We start from the raw sequence: 14,782 nt of genomic DNA on the forward strand, positions 1-14,782 counted from the left end.
TGTTTCCTAACTAGGTCTGATCTTAATCCATTGATACATTCAATCCAAGACCTCTCAATTCATGCAACAATACGTTGAATGATTCTGGAATTCCCGGTTCCGGAATGTTATCACCTTTAACGATTGCTTCGTATGCTTTCGCACGACCCATTACGTCATCGGATTTAACTGTCAAGATTTCCTGTAGGATATTCGCCGCTCCAAATGCTTCAAGAGCCCAAACCTCCATCTCACCAAAACGCTGACCTCCGAATTGAGCTTTACCACCCAATGGCTGTTGTGTAATTAATGAATATGGTCCGATTGAACGCGCGTGCATTTTGTCATCAACCATGTGAGATAATTTCAACATGTAAATTACACCCACAGTTGCCGGTTGATGGAAACGATCTCCGGTACCTCCGTCATACAGGTAAGTTTTACCTGAACGCGGAACTCCCGCTTTATCTGTCCATTCATTGATTTCTTCCGGTTTAGCACCATCGAAAATCGGAGTAGCGAATTTCACACCCAATTTCTCTCCGGCCCAACCAAGTACTGTTTCGTAAATCTGCCCCAAGTTCATACGAGAAGGTACCCCTAGTGGATTCAATACGATATCTACCGGTGTTCCATCTTCTAAGAACGGCATGTCTTCAGCACGAACGATGTTTGCAACGATCCCTTTGTTACCGTGACGACCAGCCATCTTATCACCCACTTTCAACTTACGTTTCTGAGCAACATATACTTTCGCCATTTTCACGATACCTGCAGGTAGTTCATCTCCAACAGAAATATGGAATTTCTTACGTTTGTAGATTCCCAATAAATCATTTGCCTTAATCGTAAAGTTGTGCAACAAACGACTAATCAATGCATTTACGTGAGCATCAGTTGTCCAGTTTGTAGGATTCACGATTGTGTAATCGATCATCAACAAATTCTTATGTGTGAACTTCGTTCCTTTCTTAATGATCTCTTCTTTGAAGTTGTTGAATACACCAGCTGATTTATTTTCACCCAATACGGTCATCAATTTATCAGCTAATTTTTCTTTCAACTCTGCGTAATCTTTGTCGTACTCTGTGTCAAGAACTTCCAATACCGGCTTATCCTGAGCTTTAGATTTACGATCTTTGATCGCGCGGGAGAACAATTTTTTCTCAATAACAACGCCACGAAGAGACGGACCTGCTTTCAAAGAAGCATCTTTCACGTCACCCGCTTTATCACCGAAGATTGCACGTAATAACTTCTCTTCCGGAGAAGGATCTGTTTCACCTTTCGGAGTAATTTTACCGATCAGGATGTCTCCCTCTTTGATCTCAGCACCAATGCGGATCAAACCGTTCTCATCCAAATCTTTTGTTGCTTCTTCAGAAACGTTTGGAATATCAGAAGTTAATTCTTCCATTCCTCGTTTTGTATCACGAACCTCCAAAGAGTATTCGTCAATATGGATTGAAGTAAAGATATCGTCACGAACAACACGCTCAGAAATAACGATCGCATCCTCAAAGTTATACCCTTTCCAAGGCATGAATGCAACTTTCAGGTTTTGTCCCAATGCCAACTCTCCTCCTTGTGTAGCATATCCTTCACATAGAACCTGTCCTTTCTCAATGCGGTCCCCTTTGCGAACAATCGGCTTCAGGTTGATTGTTGTACTTTGGTTTGTTTTCTGGAATTTTGTTAATGAGTAACGAGTCACTTCACTATCAAAGCTTACTAATTTATCATCCTCAGACCAGTCGTAACGGATCACGATTTCATTCGCATCAACGTATTCAACTGTTCCAGGTCCTTCAGCGTTAATCAATACACGAGAATCGCGAGCAACCAACTGCTCGATTCCTGTACCAACTACCGGTGACTGTGGTTTCAATAACGGAACAGCCTGGCGCTGCATGTTTGATCCCATCAAGGCACGGTTCGCATCATCGTGCTCCAGGAACGGAATAGAAGATGCCGCAATGGATGCAATCTGGTTAGCACCAACGTCCATCAGGTTCAAATCTGTTGGCGGAACAACCGGGAAGTCACCTTCGTAACGAGCTTTTACAACCTCAGAAAGGAAATTTCCTTTTTCGTCCACCTTCGCATTTGCCTGAGCGATCATTTTTGCATCTTCCTCTTCAGCAGATAAATAAACCGGCTCGGAAGAAATATCTACTTTACCGTTAACCACAGGGCGGTAAGGTGTTTCGATGAAACCAAGTTTGTTCACCTTCGCGAATACACACAAAGAAGAGATCAAACCAATGTTTGGTCCTTCCGGCGTCTCAATCGTACACAAACGACCGTAGTGCGTATAGTGAACGTCACGAACCTCGAAACCTGCTCTTTCACGAGAAAGTCCACCTGGTCCTAGTGCAGACAAACGGCGCTTGTGAGTTACCTCGGAAAGCGGGTTCGTCTGGTCCATAAACTGAGACAACTGGTTCGTTCCGAAGAATGAATTGATTACAGAAGACAAAGTCTTCGCATTAATCAAGTCAATCGGAGTAAAGACTTCGTTATCACGAACGTTCATACGTTCACGAATAGTACGAGCCATACGAGCCAAACCAACACCAAATTGAGCGTACAATTGTTCACCTACGGTACGAACACGACGATTTGACAAGTGGTCAATATCATCCACATCCGCTTTCGAGTTGATCAATTCGATCAAATACTTGATGATAGAAAGAATATCATTTTTAGTCAAAACACGAGACTCTTCGGAGTTATCGATGTTCAACTTCTTGTTCATTCTGTAACGACCTACTTCACCCAAATCGTAACGTGCATCAGAGAAGAACAATTTCTCGAATACACCTTTTGCTGTTTCATAATCTGGTGGTTCAGCATTACGCAGCTGACGGTAGATGTGTTCTACAGCTTCTTTCTCAGAGTTTGAAGTATCTTTCTGAAGCGTGTTGTAGATGATCGTATAATCAGCCGTGTTAGCATCCTCTTTGTGGAAAATAACTGTTTTCACACCAGCATCGATGATCTCATCAATGTGCTGATCTTCCAGTACAGTTTCACGGTCAAGGATAACCTCATTACGTTCGATAGATACTACCTCTCCTGTATCTTCGTCTCCAAAGTCCTCAATCCAAGACTTCAATACACGAGCAGCCAGTCTTCTACCAACGCATTTTTTCAAATTAGCTTTGTTAGCTTTCACTTCATCAGCTAATCCGAATATTTCTAAAATATCTTTATCTGTTTCATATCCGATCGCACGGAAAAGAGTTGTAACAGGCAATTTCTTCTTACGGTCGATGTAAGCATACATTACGCTGTTGATATCCGTTGCGAATTCGATCCAAGATCCTTTGAAAGGAATAACACGCGCAGAGTACAATTTAGTACCGTTAGCGTGGCGGCTTTGACCGAAGAATACCCCTGGTGAACGGTGCAACTGGGAAACAATTACACGCTCGGCACCATTGATCACGAAAGATCCTTTTGGAGTCATGTATGGAATTGTACCTAAGTATACATCCTGCACGATTGTTTCGAAATCTTCGTGCTCAGGGTCTGTACAATATAATTTTAGTTTAGCTTTTAGCGGAACGCTATAAGTTAAACCTCTTTCGATACACTCATCAATAGTGTAACGGGGTGGGTCGATGAAATAATCAAGGAACTCCAACACGAATTGATTTCGTGTATCAGTAATTGGGAAATTTTCCGCAAATACCTTGAACAATCCTTCACTTTCACGATTCTCAGGCGTTGTTTCCAATTGGAAGAACTCCTGGAAGGATTTAAGCTGAATATCCAAAAAGTCTGGATAAGCGAACTGATTTTTGCTGGAAGCAAAATTAATTCTCGTTGATGTATTGCTTGTTGTTGCCAAGGCGAAATAATTTAATTGAGAAAAGGACTTTAAAATTGGCTAAAACGCCGAAAAACAGGAATAGGCATCCCGACATTTCGTCGGGACACCTTTCCTGCAAAATTTTGTAACTAATTACTTGATCTCTACTTCAGCACCAGCTTCTTCAAGTGCTTTCTTAAGACCTTCAGCCTCGTCTTTAGAAACTGCCTCTTTCAAAGTAGCAGGAGCTCCGTCAACGATGTCTTTAGACTCTTTCAATCCGTTACCAGTAAGTTCCTTAACCAACTTAACTACAGCAAGTTTGTTAGCACCACCTGATTTCAAGATTACGTCGAATTCAGTTTTTTCAGCAGCAGCTTCACCACCACCAGCAGCACCACCAGCTACCATTACAGGAGCAGCAGCAGCAGGCTCAATACCGTATTCGTCTTTCAAGATTGTAGCTAGTTCGTTTACTTCTTTAACTGTCAAGTTTACTAGCGTTTCTGCGATTTGTTTTAAATCAGCCATTTTTATTAATTTTTAAAAAAGGTTCTTAAATAATTTGTTTAAATGTACCTACGTTTTAAGCGTAAGTATTATGCTCTTTCTTCGAGCGTTTTAAGGATTCCAGCAATTTTGGAACCACCACCTGTAAGACCGGAAATAACATTTTTCGCCGGGCTTTGTAGTAATCCGATGATATCACCGATCAATTCTTCACGAGACTTGATTGCTTCAAGCGCATCCAATTGGTTATCACCAATAAAGATTGCTTCCTCAATATAAGCCCCTTTAAGAAGTGGTTTATCATTCTTCTTGCGGAAATCTTTAATCAATTTTGCAGGAGCGTTTCCTACTTCAGCAAACATGATAGAAGTTGGTCCACTTAGCACGGATGCCAAGTTGTCGTAATTTCTACCTTCAACCTTAGCCATTGCTTTAGCCAACAAAGTATTCTTAACTACACGTAGTTCGATACCTTGTTGAAAACAACGACGGCGTAACTGGTTAATTGTTTCTACTGTAAGAGCCGCTGTGTCTGCAAGATAGAAGACATTTGCTTTCGATAAATCTTGAGCAAGATCTTCAATGTACTGTGCTTTTTGATCTTTATTCATACTTCAAGATTTTAAGCTACAACAGATTTAGCATCAATTTGGATACTTGGAGACATTGTAGAGCTGATATAGATACTTTTAATGTAAGTACCTTTTGCAGCAGATGGTTTCAATTTGATCAATTGTTGGATCAATTCAAATGCATTGTCGCGAATCTTACCTCCTTCGAAGCTTGCTTTCCCAACAGATGAGTGAATGTTACCGAATTTGTCAACTTTGAAATCAATTTTACCTGCTTTCACTTCTTCAACAGCTTTACCAACTTCCATTGTTACAGTACCTGTTTTTGGGTTCGGCATTAAACCGCGAGGTCCTAAGATACGTCCTAGTGCACCTACTTTACCCATCACTGAAGGCATTGTAATAATTACGTCGATGTCTGTCCAACCACCTTTGATTTTGTCAATGAATTCATCCAATCCAACGAATTCAGCACCAGCTGCTTTTGCTTCAGCTTCCTTGTCCGGTGTACAAAGTACTAATACTCGTACGTCCTTACCAGTTCCGTGAGGCAATGCAACAGTACCACGAACCATTTGGTTCGCTTTACGTGGATCTACTCCCAAACGCACAGAAATGTCTACTGATGCATCGAACTTAGTAGTTGTAATGTTCTTTACCAAATCACACGCTTCTACCAAGGTGTAAGTTTTAGTCAAATCATACTTTGCTAAAACTTCTTTTCTTTTTTTAGAAATTCTTCCCATGATATTCGCGATTATTTAGTTGCAGGAGCTTCACCTCCTTTAACAGTTACACCCATACTACGTGCTGTACCAGCGATCATTGACATTGCGGAATCAACTGTAAAACAGTTCATGTCCGGCATTTTGTCTTCAGCGATGACACGGATTTGATCCCATGACATAGATCCGACTTTGCTTTTGTTAGGTTCGGAAGAACCTTTCTTCAGCTTAACGCTGTCAATAATCTGCACTGCTGCTGGAGGAGTTTTGATGACGAAATCAAATGATTTGTCACTGTAAACAGTAATCACACATGGCAAAACCTTTCCTGGCTTATCCTGCGTACGAGCATTATACTGCTTGCAGAATTCCATAATGTTGACCCCTTTAGCACCAAGTGCTGGACCAACTGGAGGAGCTGGATTGGCTTGACCACCTTTGATCTGTAATTTGATCAATGCTGCTACTTCTTTAGCCATTGTTTATTTAAATTATGCAGTCGTAACGTGGGCGTTAAAGGGAAGCTTTAATCAATAATCCCACTGCTGCGGTTAATACATGTTTATCCTTCTTTTTCTACTTGCATGTAGCTAAGCTCAAGAAGGTTCTTGCGACCGAAGATCTTAACCATTACTTTCAACTTCTTCTTCTCTTCATTGATCTCGTCAATTACTCCGGAGAAATTGTTGAATGGTCCGTCGATCACCTTAACCGATTCTCCGATAACGAATGGGATTTTCACTTCCTCTTCTGTTTCGGATAATTCGTCAACTTTACCTAAAATCCGATTTACTTCGGATAAACGCATTGGCTGTGGGTCTCCCCCTTTTTCAGCACCCAAGAACCCGATTACATTCGGAATTCCTTTGATTACGTGAGGAACCTCACCTATCAATGCTGCTTCGATCAATACATATCCTGGCAAATACGCTTTTTCCTTTGAGATTTTCTTTCCGTTGCGGATTTGAAAAACCTTCTCAGTCGGAATCAATACTTGAGATACATAATCGTCCAGTTTCAATCGGGAAATTTCAAGATCCAGGTACTCTTTCACCTTTTTCTCTTTTCCACTCACCGCACGCACTACGTACCAACGTTTCTTAATATCTCCCATTTTTCTAATTAAAAGAAAGAATAGATAAAGCCAACAACCCCCTTCCAAGTAGAAGCAGGACTTCCGGTAATTCCAAAGACATTGTCCATTGCGAATACCAACAACGCAAAAATCACAGACGCAACTACCACTATCAGTGCGTTGCTCTGCAATTCTTTCCACGTCGGCCACGTAACATTCTGAGTCATCTCAGTAATTGTTTCGCTAAAATAATTTCTAAACTTTGACATGGTCAATTTATTTTGTTTTGCACGGGCGGTAGGATTCGAACCCACGACCAATGGTTTTGGAGACCACTACTCTACCAGCTGAGCTACGCCCGTGTAAAAAGGGGAGTTGACCTCCCCTTTCAATTCATATGTTATCGCGAATTAAGCGATGATTTCAGTAACCTGACCAGCACCTACTGTACGACCACCCTCACGGATAGCGAAACGTAGACCTTTGTCCATTGCTACAGGTACGATCAACTTAACATTGATTGTTACGTTATCACCTGGCATAACCATCTCACGTCCGTCTGTCAAGAAAATCTCTCCAGTTACGTCAGTTGTACGGAAGTAGAACTGAGGACGGTATTTGTTATGGAATGGAGTGTGACGACCACCTTCTTCTTTCTTCAATACATAGATTTCAGCTTTGAAGTCAGCATGAGGCTTAACAGATCCTGGCTTACAAATAACCATACCACGCTTGATTTGAGACTTCTCAATACCACGTAATAAAAGACCTACGTTATCACCAGCTTCTCCACGATCCAAGATCTTACGGAACATCTCAACCCCAGTTACAGTAGAAGTCAATTTCTCTTCACCCATACCCAAGATTTCAACCGGATCTCCGGAGTTAATAACTCCAGTTTCGATACGTCCTGTTGCTACTGTACCACGACCTGTAATCGTAAATACGTCTTCAACCGGCATCAAGAATGGCTTATCAACATCACGAGGAGGTAGTTCGATGTAGCTATCAACTGCATCCATCAACTCATCAACTTTAGCAACCCACTCTGGCTCACCGTTCAATGCACCTAGTGCAGAACCCTGAATAACCGGCGCATTGTCACCATCGTAATCGTAGAAAGACAACAATTCACGAACTTCCATTTCAACTAGCTCTAACAACTCAGCGTCATCTACCATATCCACTTTATTCATGAATACAACTAGACGAGGAACACCAACTTGTTTTCCTAATAGGATGTGCTCGCGAGTTTGTGGCATCGGTCCGTCAGTAGCAGCAACTACAAGGATCGCTCCGTCCATCTGCGCAGCTCCAGTAACCATGTTCTTTACGTAATCCGCGTGACCTGGACAGTCAACGTGTGCGTAGTGACGGTTAGCTGTTTCGTACTCGATGTGTGACGTGTTAATAGTAATACCACGCTCTTTTTCTTCCGGTGCGTTGTCAATTGAAGAGAAATCACGAACGGCAGCTAATCCTTTAGCAGCCAATACGCTTGAAATAGCCGCAGTCAAAGTGGTCTTACCGTGGTCAACGTGACCAATAGTACCAATGTTTACGTGCGGTTTGGAACGATTAAAACTTTCCTTAGCCATTTGTTTTTATTTGTTACGTAGTTAATAAACCTTTTTCTTACAATACAAAATTTCACCCATAAACCAAATGAGTGAATCCCTGCAGAGCCAATGACGAGATTTGAACTCGTGGCCTCTTCCTTACCAAGGAAGCGCTCTACCCCTGAGCTACACCGGCCTATTCTTTTGAATCGTAATTTGAGCGGGAGACGAGATTCGAACTCGCGACCCTCAGCTTGGAAGGCTGACGCTCTACCAACTGAGCTACTCCCGCTTATAATAATTCTTAACTTGTCGTGGGAGTGGCTGGACTCGAACCAGCGATACCGTGAGGTGACAGATTTACAGTCTGCTGCAATAGCCACTATGCGACACTCCCATCCTTTAATGCGAGCCGGTGGAGGGACTCGAACCCCCGACCTGCTGATTACAAATCAGCTGCTCTAGCCAGCTGAGCTACACCGGCATTAAAGTTTGGTTTTTATATTACGATTTTAAAGAACGATTCTTAAAGTGTTTTCCCGTTTGGGTTTGCAAATGTAGTAAAGAAATAAACAACTGCAAGCGTTTGAATGAAAAAAAATTAAAAAAAAATAAGCGGCCTTTTGGACCGCTTATGTAAATTATTCATTTTCAATTACTAATTCGCTAACTTGCCTTTATATTTTTTTACCTGTGTTCGCAAGGCATCGACACACAAATCAGCCGCTTCTTCAAAAGATTTGCATTGTTTCTTGGCAAACAATTCTTTTCCGGGCATTAATATTTTCACTTCTGCTATCTTGTTTTCCTTGTCCGAATTCTTATCCAATCGTAAAAAAACTTCCCCAACAATGATGTGATCAAAAAAAACCTGTAGTTTTTCCACTTTGTCATTAATGAAATTAATCAATTTTTGATCCGCTTTAAAATGGATAGAATGCACTTTAACGTCCATGACTTTTACTTTTTGCGCCCACGAGGGTGAGCATGTGAATATATCGAGTTTATTTGCGCGAACGAATTATGCGTGTAAACCTGAGTTGCAGACAAATTTGCATGCCCCAAAAGTTCTTTCAAAGTCTCAAGCCCTGCACCATTGTTTAACATGTGTGTAGCAAATGTATGACGCAGGATGTGTGGGCTTTTTTTTTCCGCGTTCGTTACACTTCCAAGATATGTATTAATTTTTCGATAAACAAACTTTGACGATAATTTTCTACCATCTTTTTTTACAAATAACATTATTTGGCTATCAGGCCCCGGAGGCTTGAGTTTTTCGTAAGACAGGATGATTTCATGAAGATCTTTTCCTATCGGAATGATGCGCTCTTTATTCCTTTTTCCCAACACTTTGATTTGTGTCCTCGTAACATCTTTATTCTTCAACTCAATCAATTCACTTAGGCGGATTCCGGTCTGGTAGAACAATTCAAACATGAGGCGGTCACGGATCCCCTCAAAATCGGAAGAAAACAATTGTTCTATGCGACCATTTTCAATTTCAGACTGTTTTACGAATTGCGGCAGGCGTTTTTCTACTTTTGGACCACGAATACGAAGCATGGGATTCTGTTCAACCTTCCCTTCTGCAATGAGCCATTTAAAAAAAGAACGCAGACAAGACAATTTACGGGATACCGTTCGGCTGCTCTGCCCGCCTTCCAGCAATTGAACGATCCATCCGCGGATCAGCTGGTGATTCACCTCATTCCATTCTGAGGACCTGGAAATTTCTGCAAATACAATAAACTGGTCCAGGTCTTCTTCGTAAGCCAGGATCGTATGCTTCGAATAGCGCTTTTCTACCTGCAGATAATGTATGAAGGAATCTTTGTAAGACATAACAGAAAACAAGGTACAAAAAAACCCTGATCCCGTATGTACGGGATCAGGGTTTTCAATGTTCTAATGCGAATACCTCCGGATTAAATCTCTTGAGATTTCATTTTTTGAGCATAAGCCGCACGAATGTTCGCTTGACGATCAACAACAGACGGTTTCACGAATTCTTTACGACGACGCAATTCTTTCATTACGTTCGTTTTGTCGTACTTTTTCTTGTACTTCTTAAGCGCTCTCTCGATGTTCTCGCCTTCTTTAACTGGAATGATTAACATATTCTATTTAAATTCTATTGTTAGCTATTTATTGCCTATCCTATAATAGGGAGCGCAAAGATACATTATTTTTCTTTTCAACAATACGTATTTCAAAAAAATAATTTGATACTGCGAAAAATAAATGGTTCAAAGGGTTAAAACAGTTCTAAATCCCGATAGCTATCGGGATCCAAAGGTTAAGGTTCAATTTGAACATTTGAACATTTGAACATTTGAACATTTGAACATTTGAACATTTGAACTATTTCAAAATCTCTCTTGAGATAACTAATTTCTGGATCTCAGAAGTTCCCTCACCGATGGTCATCAGCTTCGCATCACGTAAGAATTTCTCTGCAGGATACTCTTTTGTAAACCCGTAACCACCCATGATCTGAACGGCCTCATTTCCGCATTTTACGGAAACTTCAGAAGCGAAGTATTTTGCAAATGCTCCCTGGGTCGTCATTTTTTGGTTTCTGTTCTTGTAATCTGCCGCCTGGAAAGTCAACAATTCCGCTGCCTCAACTTCTGTTGCCATATCTGCCAGTTTGAAACCGATTGCCTGGAATTTACCGATAGGTTGTCCGAACTGCTCACGCTCTTTCGCATATTTCACAGATGCTTCGTAAGCTCCGCGTGCAATTCCACAAGAAAGTGCTGCGATAGAAATACGACCTCCGTCCAAAATGTGCATTGCCTGCTTGAATCCTTGTCCAACTTCTCCAATAACCTGGGATTCGTGTATACGAACATTGTCAAAAATCAATTCTGCGGTTTCAGAAGCGCGAACTCCCAATTTATCCTTGATCTTTACGGCTGAGAATCCCGGAGTACCTTTTTCAATGATGAATGCAGTAATTCCGTTTGAATCCAATAATTCACCTGTACGAACCAATACTACAGCCAAATCACCGGATAATCCATGTGTAATCCAGTTCTTAGCACCGTTGATTACCCAATGATCTCCGTCTTTAACCGCCGTACATTTCATACGCATTGCGTCCGAACCTGTATTTGGCTCTGTCAAACCCCAAGCGCCGATAAATTCTCCGGAAGTTAACTTCGGAAGGTATTTTTTCTTTTGTTCTTCGTTTCCGTGGTAATAGATATGACCTGTACACAATGAGTTATGTGCAGCAACGCTCAAACCGATTCCTCCGCATACTTTTCCTAATTCCATCAATGCTGTTGCATATTCCAGGTAAGAAAAGCCGCTTCCGCCATATTGTTCCGGGATATAGATCCCAAGCAGTCCAAGTTCACCCATTTTCTTCATGGTTTCCACCGGGAAATACTCATCAGCATCCCATTGGTTCATGTTCGGGCGAATTTCTCTTTCTGCAAAATCACGCACCATTTGCGTGATCATTTTTTGATTTTCGTTTAGTTCAAAGTTCATGATTAACAGTATTTTGGGGTCTCCGTTAATTTTTATTTCGATTAATAAATTTTAATAGGCCACTAAATTAGTAATATTATTAGAGTAGTTTTTCAATTTCTCATTACCATTTAGAAAATTTAACCCTACCAGGAAGTTAAAGCCTGCCACTTCACCCCCGCATTTCTGAATTAATTCTGCTGCAGCCGAAGCTGATCCGCCTGTAGCCAGCAAATCGTCGTGGATCAATACGCGCTCTCCTTTTTGAACGGCATCTACGTGCATTTCAATGGTTGCAGAACCATATTCCAAATCATACGAATGACTGATTTTGTGGTACGGTAATTTCCCCGTTTTACGAATTAAAACAAAAGGAAGGCCCAATTCCATTGCCAGCGGATAACCAAATAAAAATCCACGGCTTTCAATTCCTGCAATTTTATCCAGTTTCTGGTCTTTATAAATAGATACCAAATGAGCTACGATTTCCCTGGATAAAGCAGCGTCCAGCATAATTGGAGTAATGTCTTTAAATACAATTCCTTCTTTTGGAAAATCCAATACATCCCTGATTACACCTTTAATTTTTTCTTCGATCATGATTCCGCTATCCATTAATGCTTTGTTTTGAGACCGCAATTTTACGGGAGAATTTGACAAATTCCAAGAGATCGCTCAAACTTGCCCGATTTATTATAGCAACAACGCTATTTACCATGATTTAGTGTTCGGGAAATGATCTACTTTGCAGTTAACCAAAAAGGACTACCTTTTCATCTATGAAAAAAGGTCGGGGTATTACCAGACACAATTCAAGGTCGGTGATGCCTCGTTGAAAATTGATATAGAAAAGCGTGATCCAAAACACTATGAATTCTTCATTGGCTGGATGCCGATTTATAAACAAGGAAGGCAGCCGCACTCCGCAAAAAATTAAACCTGTGGAAATAAATTATTCTACCACCAGGTAATGCTTCAATTTTTCGTACAATTCATCTGTCATTAGTACTGATTTTTTAACCTCCCGGAGTTCTTTGTAAAATCCGTTCTGAGAACGCATTTTCACGAGAGAATTTGCCAAATTCCAGGAAATGTATGGATGGAAGGATAATTCCTTTGTACTCGCTGTATTGATATTGATCTTCCGGATGTTCTCCGGATCGATCCGGATGTGTTTTTCCCAGACAGCAATTTTCTCAGGAGTTGCCTGCCAAACCTCGCTCAGCTGGCTCAATGAATAGAACCCTCCAAAATTATCTCGTGTCTTAATAATCTGTTTGGCATCAAAAGTCGAAATATCCTGCGCCTGCAGTAAATCATCCAAATCCGCACGGTTAATTTCTACCTGTACGAGTTTCTGCTCCAGCTTATACTCTGTCTGTTTATCCAGGTTTTTGGCTCTCTCCGGATAGTAGGTTGAATCTTTGATCAGGTTATAAAGTTCTTCGGGAATGACAAAGATCCGTTTCAATTCTTCGTTTGAATAGATTTTCCCGGAAGTAAATTTTAACACGACTGCACTTTGTTTTTCCGAAAGACCTAGTGCCATCCATTCCTCCAGGGTGTAATCATTCGGATTAAAACGGGATAAAGGTCTGGAATAAAGCTTTTTATTCCGGTTTTTCCGGTAACTAAAACCGGATTCCCTGTTAAGCTTTTCCGTAATTTGTTTCTCGGCATCAGTCCATTGTTCAATACTGATTTCGGGTTTAGGTCTGAAATACTGGATCAAATCCGGAGCCACAAAAATAGCGAGCAGCAAAAGCGTGAAGATGATAATTCCTCGTTTAGTAGATTTTGAATAGTGGGTCATTTATTAGTCTTTAGCGGTAGTAAATCAAATCATGTTGCAGAATCGGTATTGTTTCCCGAATATCTTTCGGACGGTAATTTAATAATTTTTCAGCTTTCGAAAGATCAAAACCTGTCCTTGGAGGTCTTTTTGCAGCCTGGTTTAAAGTATCTGAAGAAATGGTTTCAATAGGAAGGTCTTTCAACCCCAAAGCCTTACCTACTTCTTCTACGATTTCGTTTACAGCTCTCGTTTTAGGTCCTGAAAGATGAAAAATCCCACGTTGATTTCTCAAAACAATTTCCACGCATCCGTATGCCAGGTCATCCGCCCAGGTCGGTGCACGGAACTGATCATCTACCAGTTTCATCATTTCACCTTTCGGAAGTGCTTCCAAAGCCCACAGGATCATATTGGATCGCGACAAACCAAAACCTGTCCCATAAACAATGATCGTTCTGGCAATAGACCAATTGCTGTAATTATCCGAATCTTGCAGTAATAAGTTTTCTGCATCTACTTTAGACTGTGCGTAAACACTCAGGGGATTTACAGAATCTTCTTCTTTATAAGGGCCATTCTCTCCGTCGAAAACAAAATCAGTTGATAACAATTCGAAATGCGCATTAATGCTTTTCGCAGCATCAAAAAGTACTTTCGTGGAAACAACATTTACCTGATGGCATTCCTCCGGATGCAGTTCGCAATAATCCACGTTGGTCAAGGCTGCCGTATGAATAATGGCTGTTGGCTTTTGATCCTTTACCAATTGGTTCACAGCATCTGTTTGAAGCAGATCCAGACTGAAATAATTGCTTTCCGGGCATTCCGGGTTCCTGTTCGGACCTTTTGAGGTTGCTATAAATGGAAGCTGGTGCTTCATACAGCGCTTGACAATTTTTTGTCCTAACAATCCATTAGAGCCGGTGATAAGTATTTTCATGAAAGTCCAGGCTTATAATTCCCAAATGGAAGCACGTTTAGATCTTTTAAATCCAAAATAATGTTTATGTTCTAAAATCCAGGCCATAATGAGGTAAGGAATCAAGGGAGAACCCAAACCAATGCAGGTTGCATAGATAAAACCCAGACGCACTTTATTGGTCTGAATCCCTAATTTGGCTGCCCACCAGGAGCACACTCCGAAAGAGCGCATCTCAAAGAAAAAAGCTATTTTTTGAAGGGTTCTTTTCATTTGTTATTCCTCTTTCAAAAGTACGACTTTAATTTAAAAGTGAAAAGTCAGAAGTGAAAAGTTCCGAAATCTGCTCCC

General features: G+C 41.0%; 16 protein-coding genes and 5 tRNA genes. All 21 read right to left on the bottom strand.

Annotation, left to right across the window (positions count from 1 at the left end; all coding sequences use genetic code 11):
* Positions 1–22: 22 nt before the first annotated feature.
* The 21 genes from rpoB to QZT69_RS16520 all read right to left on the bottom strand — a co-directional run bounded on the left by rpoB (position 23) and on the right by QZT69_RS16520 (position 14,704).
* On the bottom strand, positions 23–3,835 hold the full coding sequence (gene rpoB, locus QZT69_RS16420) for a DNA-directed RNA polymerase subunit beta (RefSeq protein ID WP_294677581.1): 3,813 nt from the start codon (positions 3,833–3,835) through the stop codon (positions 23–25).
* 114 nt (positions 3,836–3,949) lie between these two features.
* On the bottom strand, positions 3,950–4,327 hold the full coding sequence (gene rplL, locus QZT69_RS16425) for a 50S ribosomal protein L7/L12 (protein ID WP_294677585.1): 378 nt from the start codon (positions 4,325–4,327) through the stop codon (positions 3,950–3,952).
* A gap of 68 nt (positions 4,328–4,395) precedes the next feature.
* Positions 4,396–4,917: a 50S ribosomal protein L10 gene (gene rplJ, locus QZT69_RS16430; RefSeq protein ID WP_294677589.1), complete on the bottom strand. Its 522-nt coding sequence runs from the start codon at positions 4,915–4,917 to the stop codon at positions 4,396–4,398.
* 11 nt (positions 4,918–4,928) lie between these two features.
* The gene (rplA, locus tag QZT69_RS16435) at positions 4,929–5,624 is read right to left on the bottom strand and encodes a 50S ribosomal protein L1 (RefSeq protein ID WP_294677596.1); all 696 of its coding nucleotides are present in this window, start codon (positions 5,622–5,624) and stop codon (positions 4,929–4,931) included.
* An 11-nt stretch (positions 5,625–5,635) separates the two neighbouring features.
* Positions 5,636–6,082 carry a 50S ribosomal protein L11 gene (rplK, locus tag QZT69_RS16440; RefSeq protein ID WP_144332614.1) on the bottom strand — a complete coding sequence of 149 codons (447 nt, stop codon included), beginning with the start codon at positions 6,080–6,082 and terminating at the stop codon, positions 5,636–5,638.
* Between the two features lie 83 nt (positions 6,083–6,165).
* Positions 6,166–6,717, bottom strand: coding sequence for a transcription termination/antitermination protein NusG (gene nusG / locus QZT69_RS16445; protein WP_124746866.1), 552 nt, complete (start codon positions 6,715–6,717; stop codon positions 6,166–6,168).
* Positions 6,718–6,725: 8 nt separating this feature from the next.
* On the bottom strand, positions 6,726–6,947 hold the full coding sequence (gene secE, locus QZT69_RS16450) for a preprotein translocase subunit SecE (protein ID WP_294677623.1): 222 nt from the start codon (positions 6,945–6,947) through the stop codon (positions 6,726–6,728).
* A gap of 20 nt (positions 6,948–6,967) precedes the next feature.
* Positions 6,968–7,040 (bottom strand) — tRNA-Trp (locus QZT69_RS16455).
* A 48-nt stretch (positions 7,041–7,088) separates the two neighbouring features.
* Positions 7,089–8,276: an elongation factor Tu gene (gene tuf / locus QZT69_RS16460; RefSeq protein ID WP_294677626.1), complete on the bottom strand. Its 1,188-nt coding sequence runs from the start codon at positions 8,274–8,276 to the stop codon at positions 7,089–7,091.
* 85 nt (positions 8,277–8,361) lie between these two features.
* Positions 8,362–8,433: transfer RNA gene (locus tag QZT69_RS16465), tRNA-Thr, on the bottom strand.
* 23 nt (positions 8,434–8,456) lie between these two features.
* Positions 8,457–8,529 (bottom strand) — tRNA-Gly (locus tag QZT69_RS16470).
* A gap of 23 nt (positions 8,530–8,552) precedes the next feature.
* Positions 8,553–8,634 (bottom strand) — tRNA-Tyr (locus QZT69_RS16475).
* Between the two features lie 13 nt (positions 8,635–8,647).
* Positions 8,648–8,721, bottom strand: a tRNA-Thr gene (locus QZT69_RS16480).
* A gap of 174 nt (positions 8,722–8,895) precedes the next feature.
* The gene (locus QZT69_RS16485; protein WP_144332611.1) at positions 8,896–9,192 is read right to left on the bottom strand and encodes an HPF/RaiA family ribosome-associated protein; all 297 of its coding nucleotides are present in this window, start codon (positions 9,190–9,192) and stop codon (positions 8,896–8,898) included.
* 5 nt (positions 9,193–9,197) lie between these two features.
* On the bottom strand, positions 9,198–10,079 hold the full coding sequence (locus QZT69_RS16490; RefSeq protein WP_294677642.1) for a tyrosine-type recombinase/integrase: 882 nt from the start codon (positions 10,077–10,079) through the stop codon (positions 9,198–9,200).
* A gap of 83 nt (positions 10,080–10,162) precedes the next feature.
* Complete coding sequence (gene rpsU, locus QZT69_RS16495) at positions 10,163–10,354, bottom strand: 30S ribosomal protein S21 (RefSeq protein ID WP_124746872.1); 192 nt, start codon at positions 10,352–10,354, stop codon at positions 10,163–10,165.
* A gap of 244 nt (positions 10,355–10,598) precedes the next feature.
* Complete coding sequence (locus QZT69_RS16500) at positions 10,599–11,738, bottom strand: acyl-CoA dehydrogenase family protein (RefSeq protein ID WP_294677669.1); 1,140 nt, start codon at positions 11,736–11,738, stop codon at positions 10,599–10,601.
* A gap of 51 nt (positions 11,739–11,789) precedes the next feature.
* Positions 11,790–12,332 carry an adenine phosphoribosyltransferase gene (locus QZT69_RS16505; RefSeq protein WP_294677672.1) on the bottom strand — a complete coding sequence of 181 codons (543 nt, stop codon included), beginning with the start codon at positions 12,330–12,332 and terminating at the stop codon, positions 11,790–11,792.
* A 337-nt stretch (positions 12,333–12,669) separates the two neighbouring features.
* Positions 12,670–13,530, bottom strand: a complete 861-nt coding sequence (locus QZT69_RS16510) for a helix-hairpin-helix domain-containing protein (RefSeq protein WP_294677681.1) — start codon at positions 13,528–13,530, stop codon at positions 12,670–12,672.
* 10 nt (positions 13,531–13,540) lie between these two features.
* Positions 13,541–14,452, bottom strand: a complete 912-nt coding sequence (locus tag QZT69_RS16515; RefSeq protein WP_294677687.1) for an SDR family oxidoreductase — start codon at positions 14,450–14,452, stop codon at positions 13,541–13,543.
* A gap of 12 nt (positions 14,453–14,464) precedes the next feature.
* Positions 14,465–14,704 carry a PspC domain-containing protein gene (locus QZT69_RS16520; protein ID WP_294677692.1) on the bottom strand — a complete coding sequence of 80 codons (240 nt, stop codon included), beginning with the start codon at positions 14,702–14,704 and terminating at the stop codon, positions 14,465–14,467.
* Positions 14,705–14,782: the final 78 nt, after the last annotated feature.

It is taken from the genome of uncultured Fluviicola sp. (assembly GCF_902168135.1).
Classification (GTDB): Bacteria; Bacteroidota; Bacteroidia; order Flavobacteriales_D; family Crocinitomicaceae; genus Fluviicola.

Bases quoted from the DNA above. Each gene is read 5' to 3' on its own strand.
- rplL (WP_294677585.1), bottom strand. From the start codon at position 4,327: ATGGCTGATTTAAAACAAATCGCAGAAACGCTAGTAAACTTGACAGTT.
- rplJ (WP_294677589.1), bottom strand. From the start codon at position 4,917: ATGAATAAAGATCAAAAAGCACAGTACATTGAAGATCTTGCTCAAGAT.
- rplA (WP_294677596.1), bottom strand. From the start codon at position 5,624: ATGGGAAGAATTTCTAAAAAAAGAAAAGAAGTTTTAGCAAAGTATGAT.
- rplK (WP_144332614.1), bottom strand. From the start codon at position 6,082: ATGGCTAAAGAAGTAGCAGCATTGATCAAATTACAGATCAAAGGTGGT.
- nusG (WP_124746866.1), bottom strand. From the start codon at position 6,717: ATGGGAGATATTAAGAAACGTTGGTACGTAGTGCGTGCGGTGAGTGGA.
- secE (WP_294677623.1), bottom strand. From the start codon at position 6,947: ATGTCAAAGTTTAGAAATTATTTTAGCGAAACAATTACTGAGATGACT.
- tuf (WP_294677626.1), bottom strand. From the start codon at position 8,276: ATGGCTAAGGAAAGTTTTAATCGTTCCAAACCGCACGTAAACATTGGT.
- QZT69_RS16485 (WP_144332611.1), bottom strand. From the start codon at position 9,192: ATGGACGTTAAAGTGCATTCTATCCATTTTAAAGCGGATCAAAAATTG.
- QZT69_RS16490 (WP_294677642.1), bottom strand. From the start codon at position 10,079: ATGTCTTACAAAGATTCCTTCATACATTATCTGCAGGTAGAAAAGCGC.
- rpsU (WP_124746872.1), bottom strand. From the start codon at position 10,354: ATGTTAATCATTCCAGTTAAAGAAGGCGAGAACATCGAGAGAGCGCTT.
- QZT69_RS16500 (WP_294677669.1), bottom strand. From the start codon at position 11,738: ATGAACTTTGAACTAAACGAAAATCAAAAAATGATCACGCAAATGGTG.
- QZT69_RS16505 (WP_294677672.1), bottom strand. From the start codon at position 12,332: ATGGATAGCGGAATCATGATCGAAGAAAAAATTAAAGGTGTAATCAGG.
- QZT69_RS16510 (WP_294677681.1), bottom strand. From the start codon at position 13,530: ATGACCCACTATTCAAAATCTACTAAACGAGGAATTATCATCTTCACG.
- QZT69_RS16515 (WP_294677687.1), bottom strand. From the start codon at position 14,452: ATGAAAATACTTATCACCGGCTCTAATGGATTGTTAGGACAAAAAATT.
- QZT69_RS16520 (WP_294677692.1), bottom strand. From the start codon at position 14,704: ATGAAAAGAACCCTTCAAAAAATAGCTTTTTTCTTTGAGATGCGCTCT.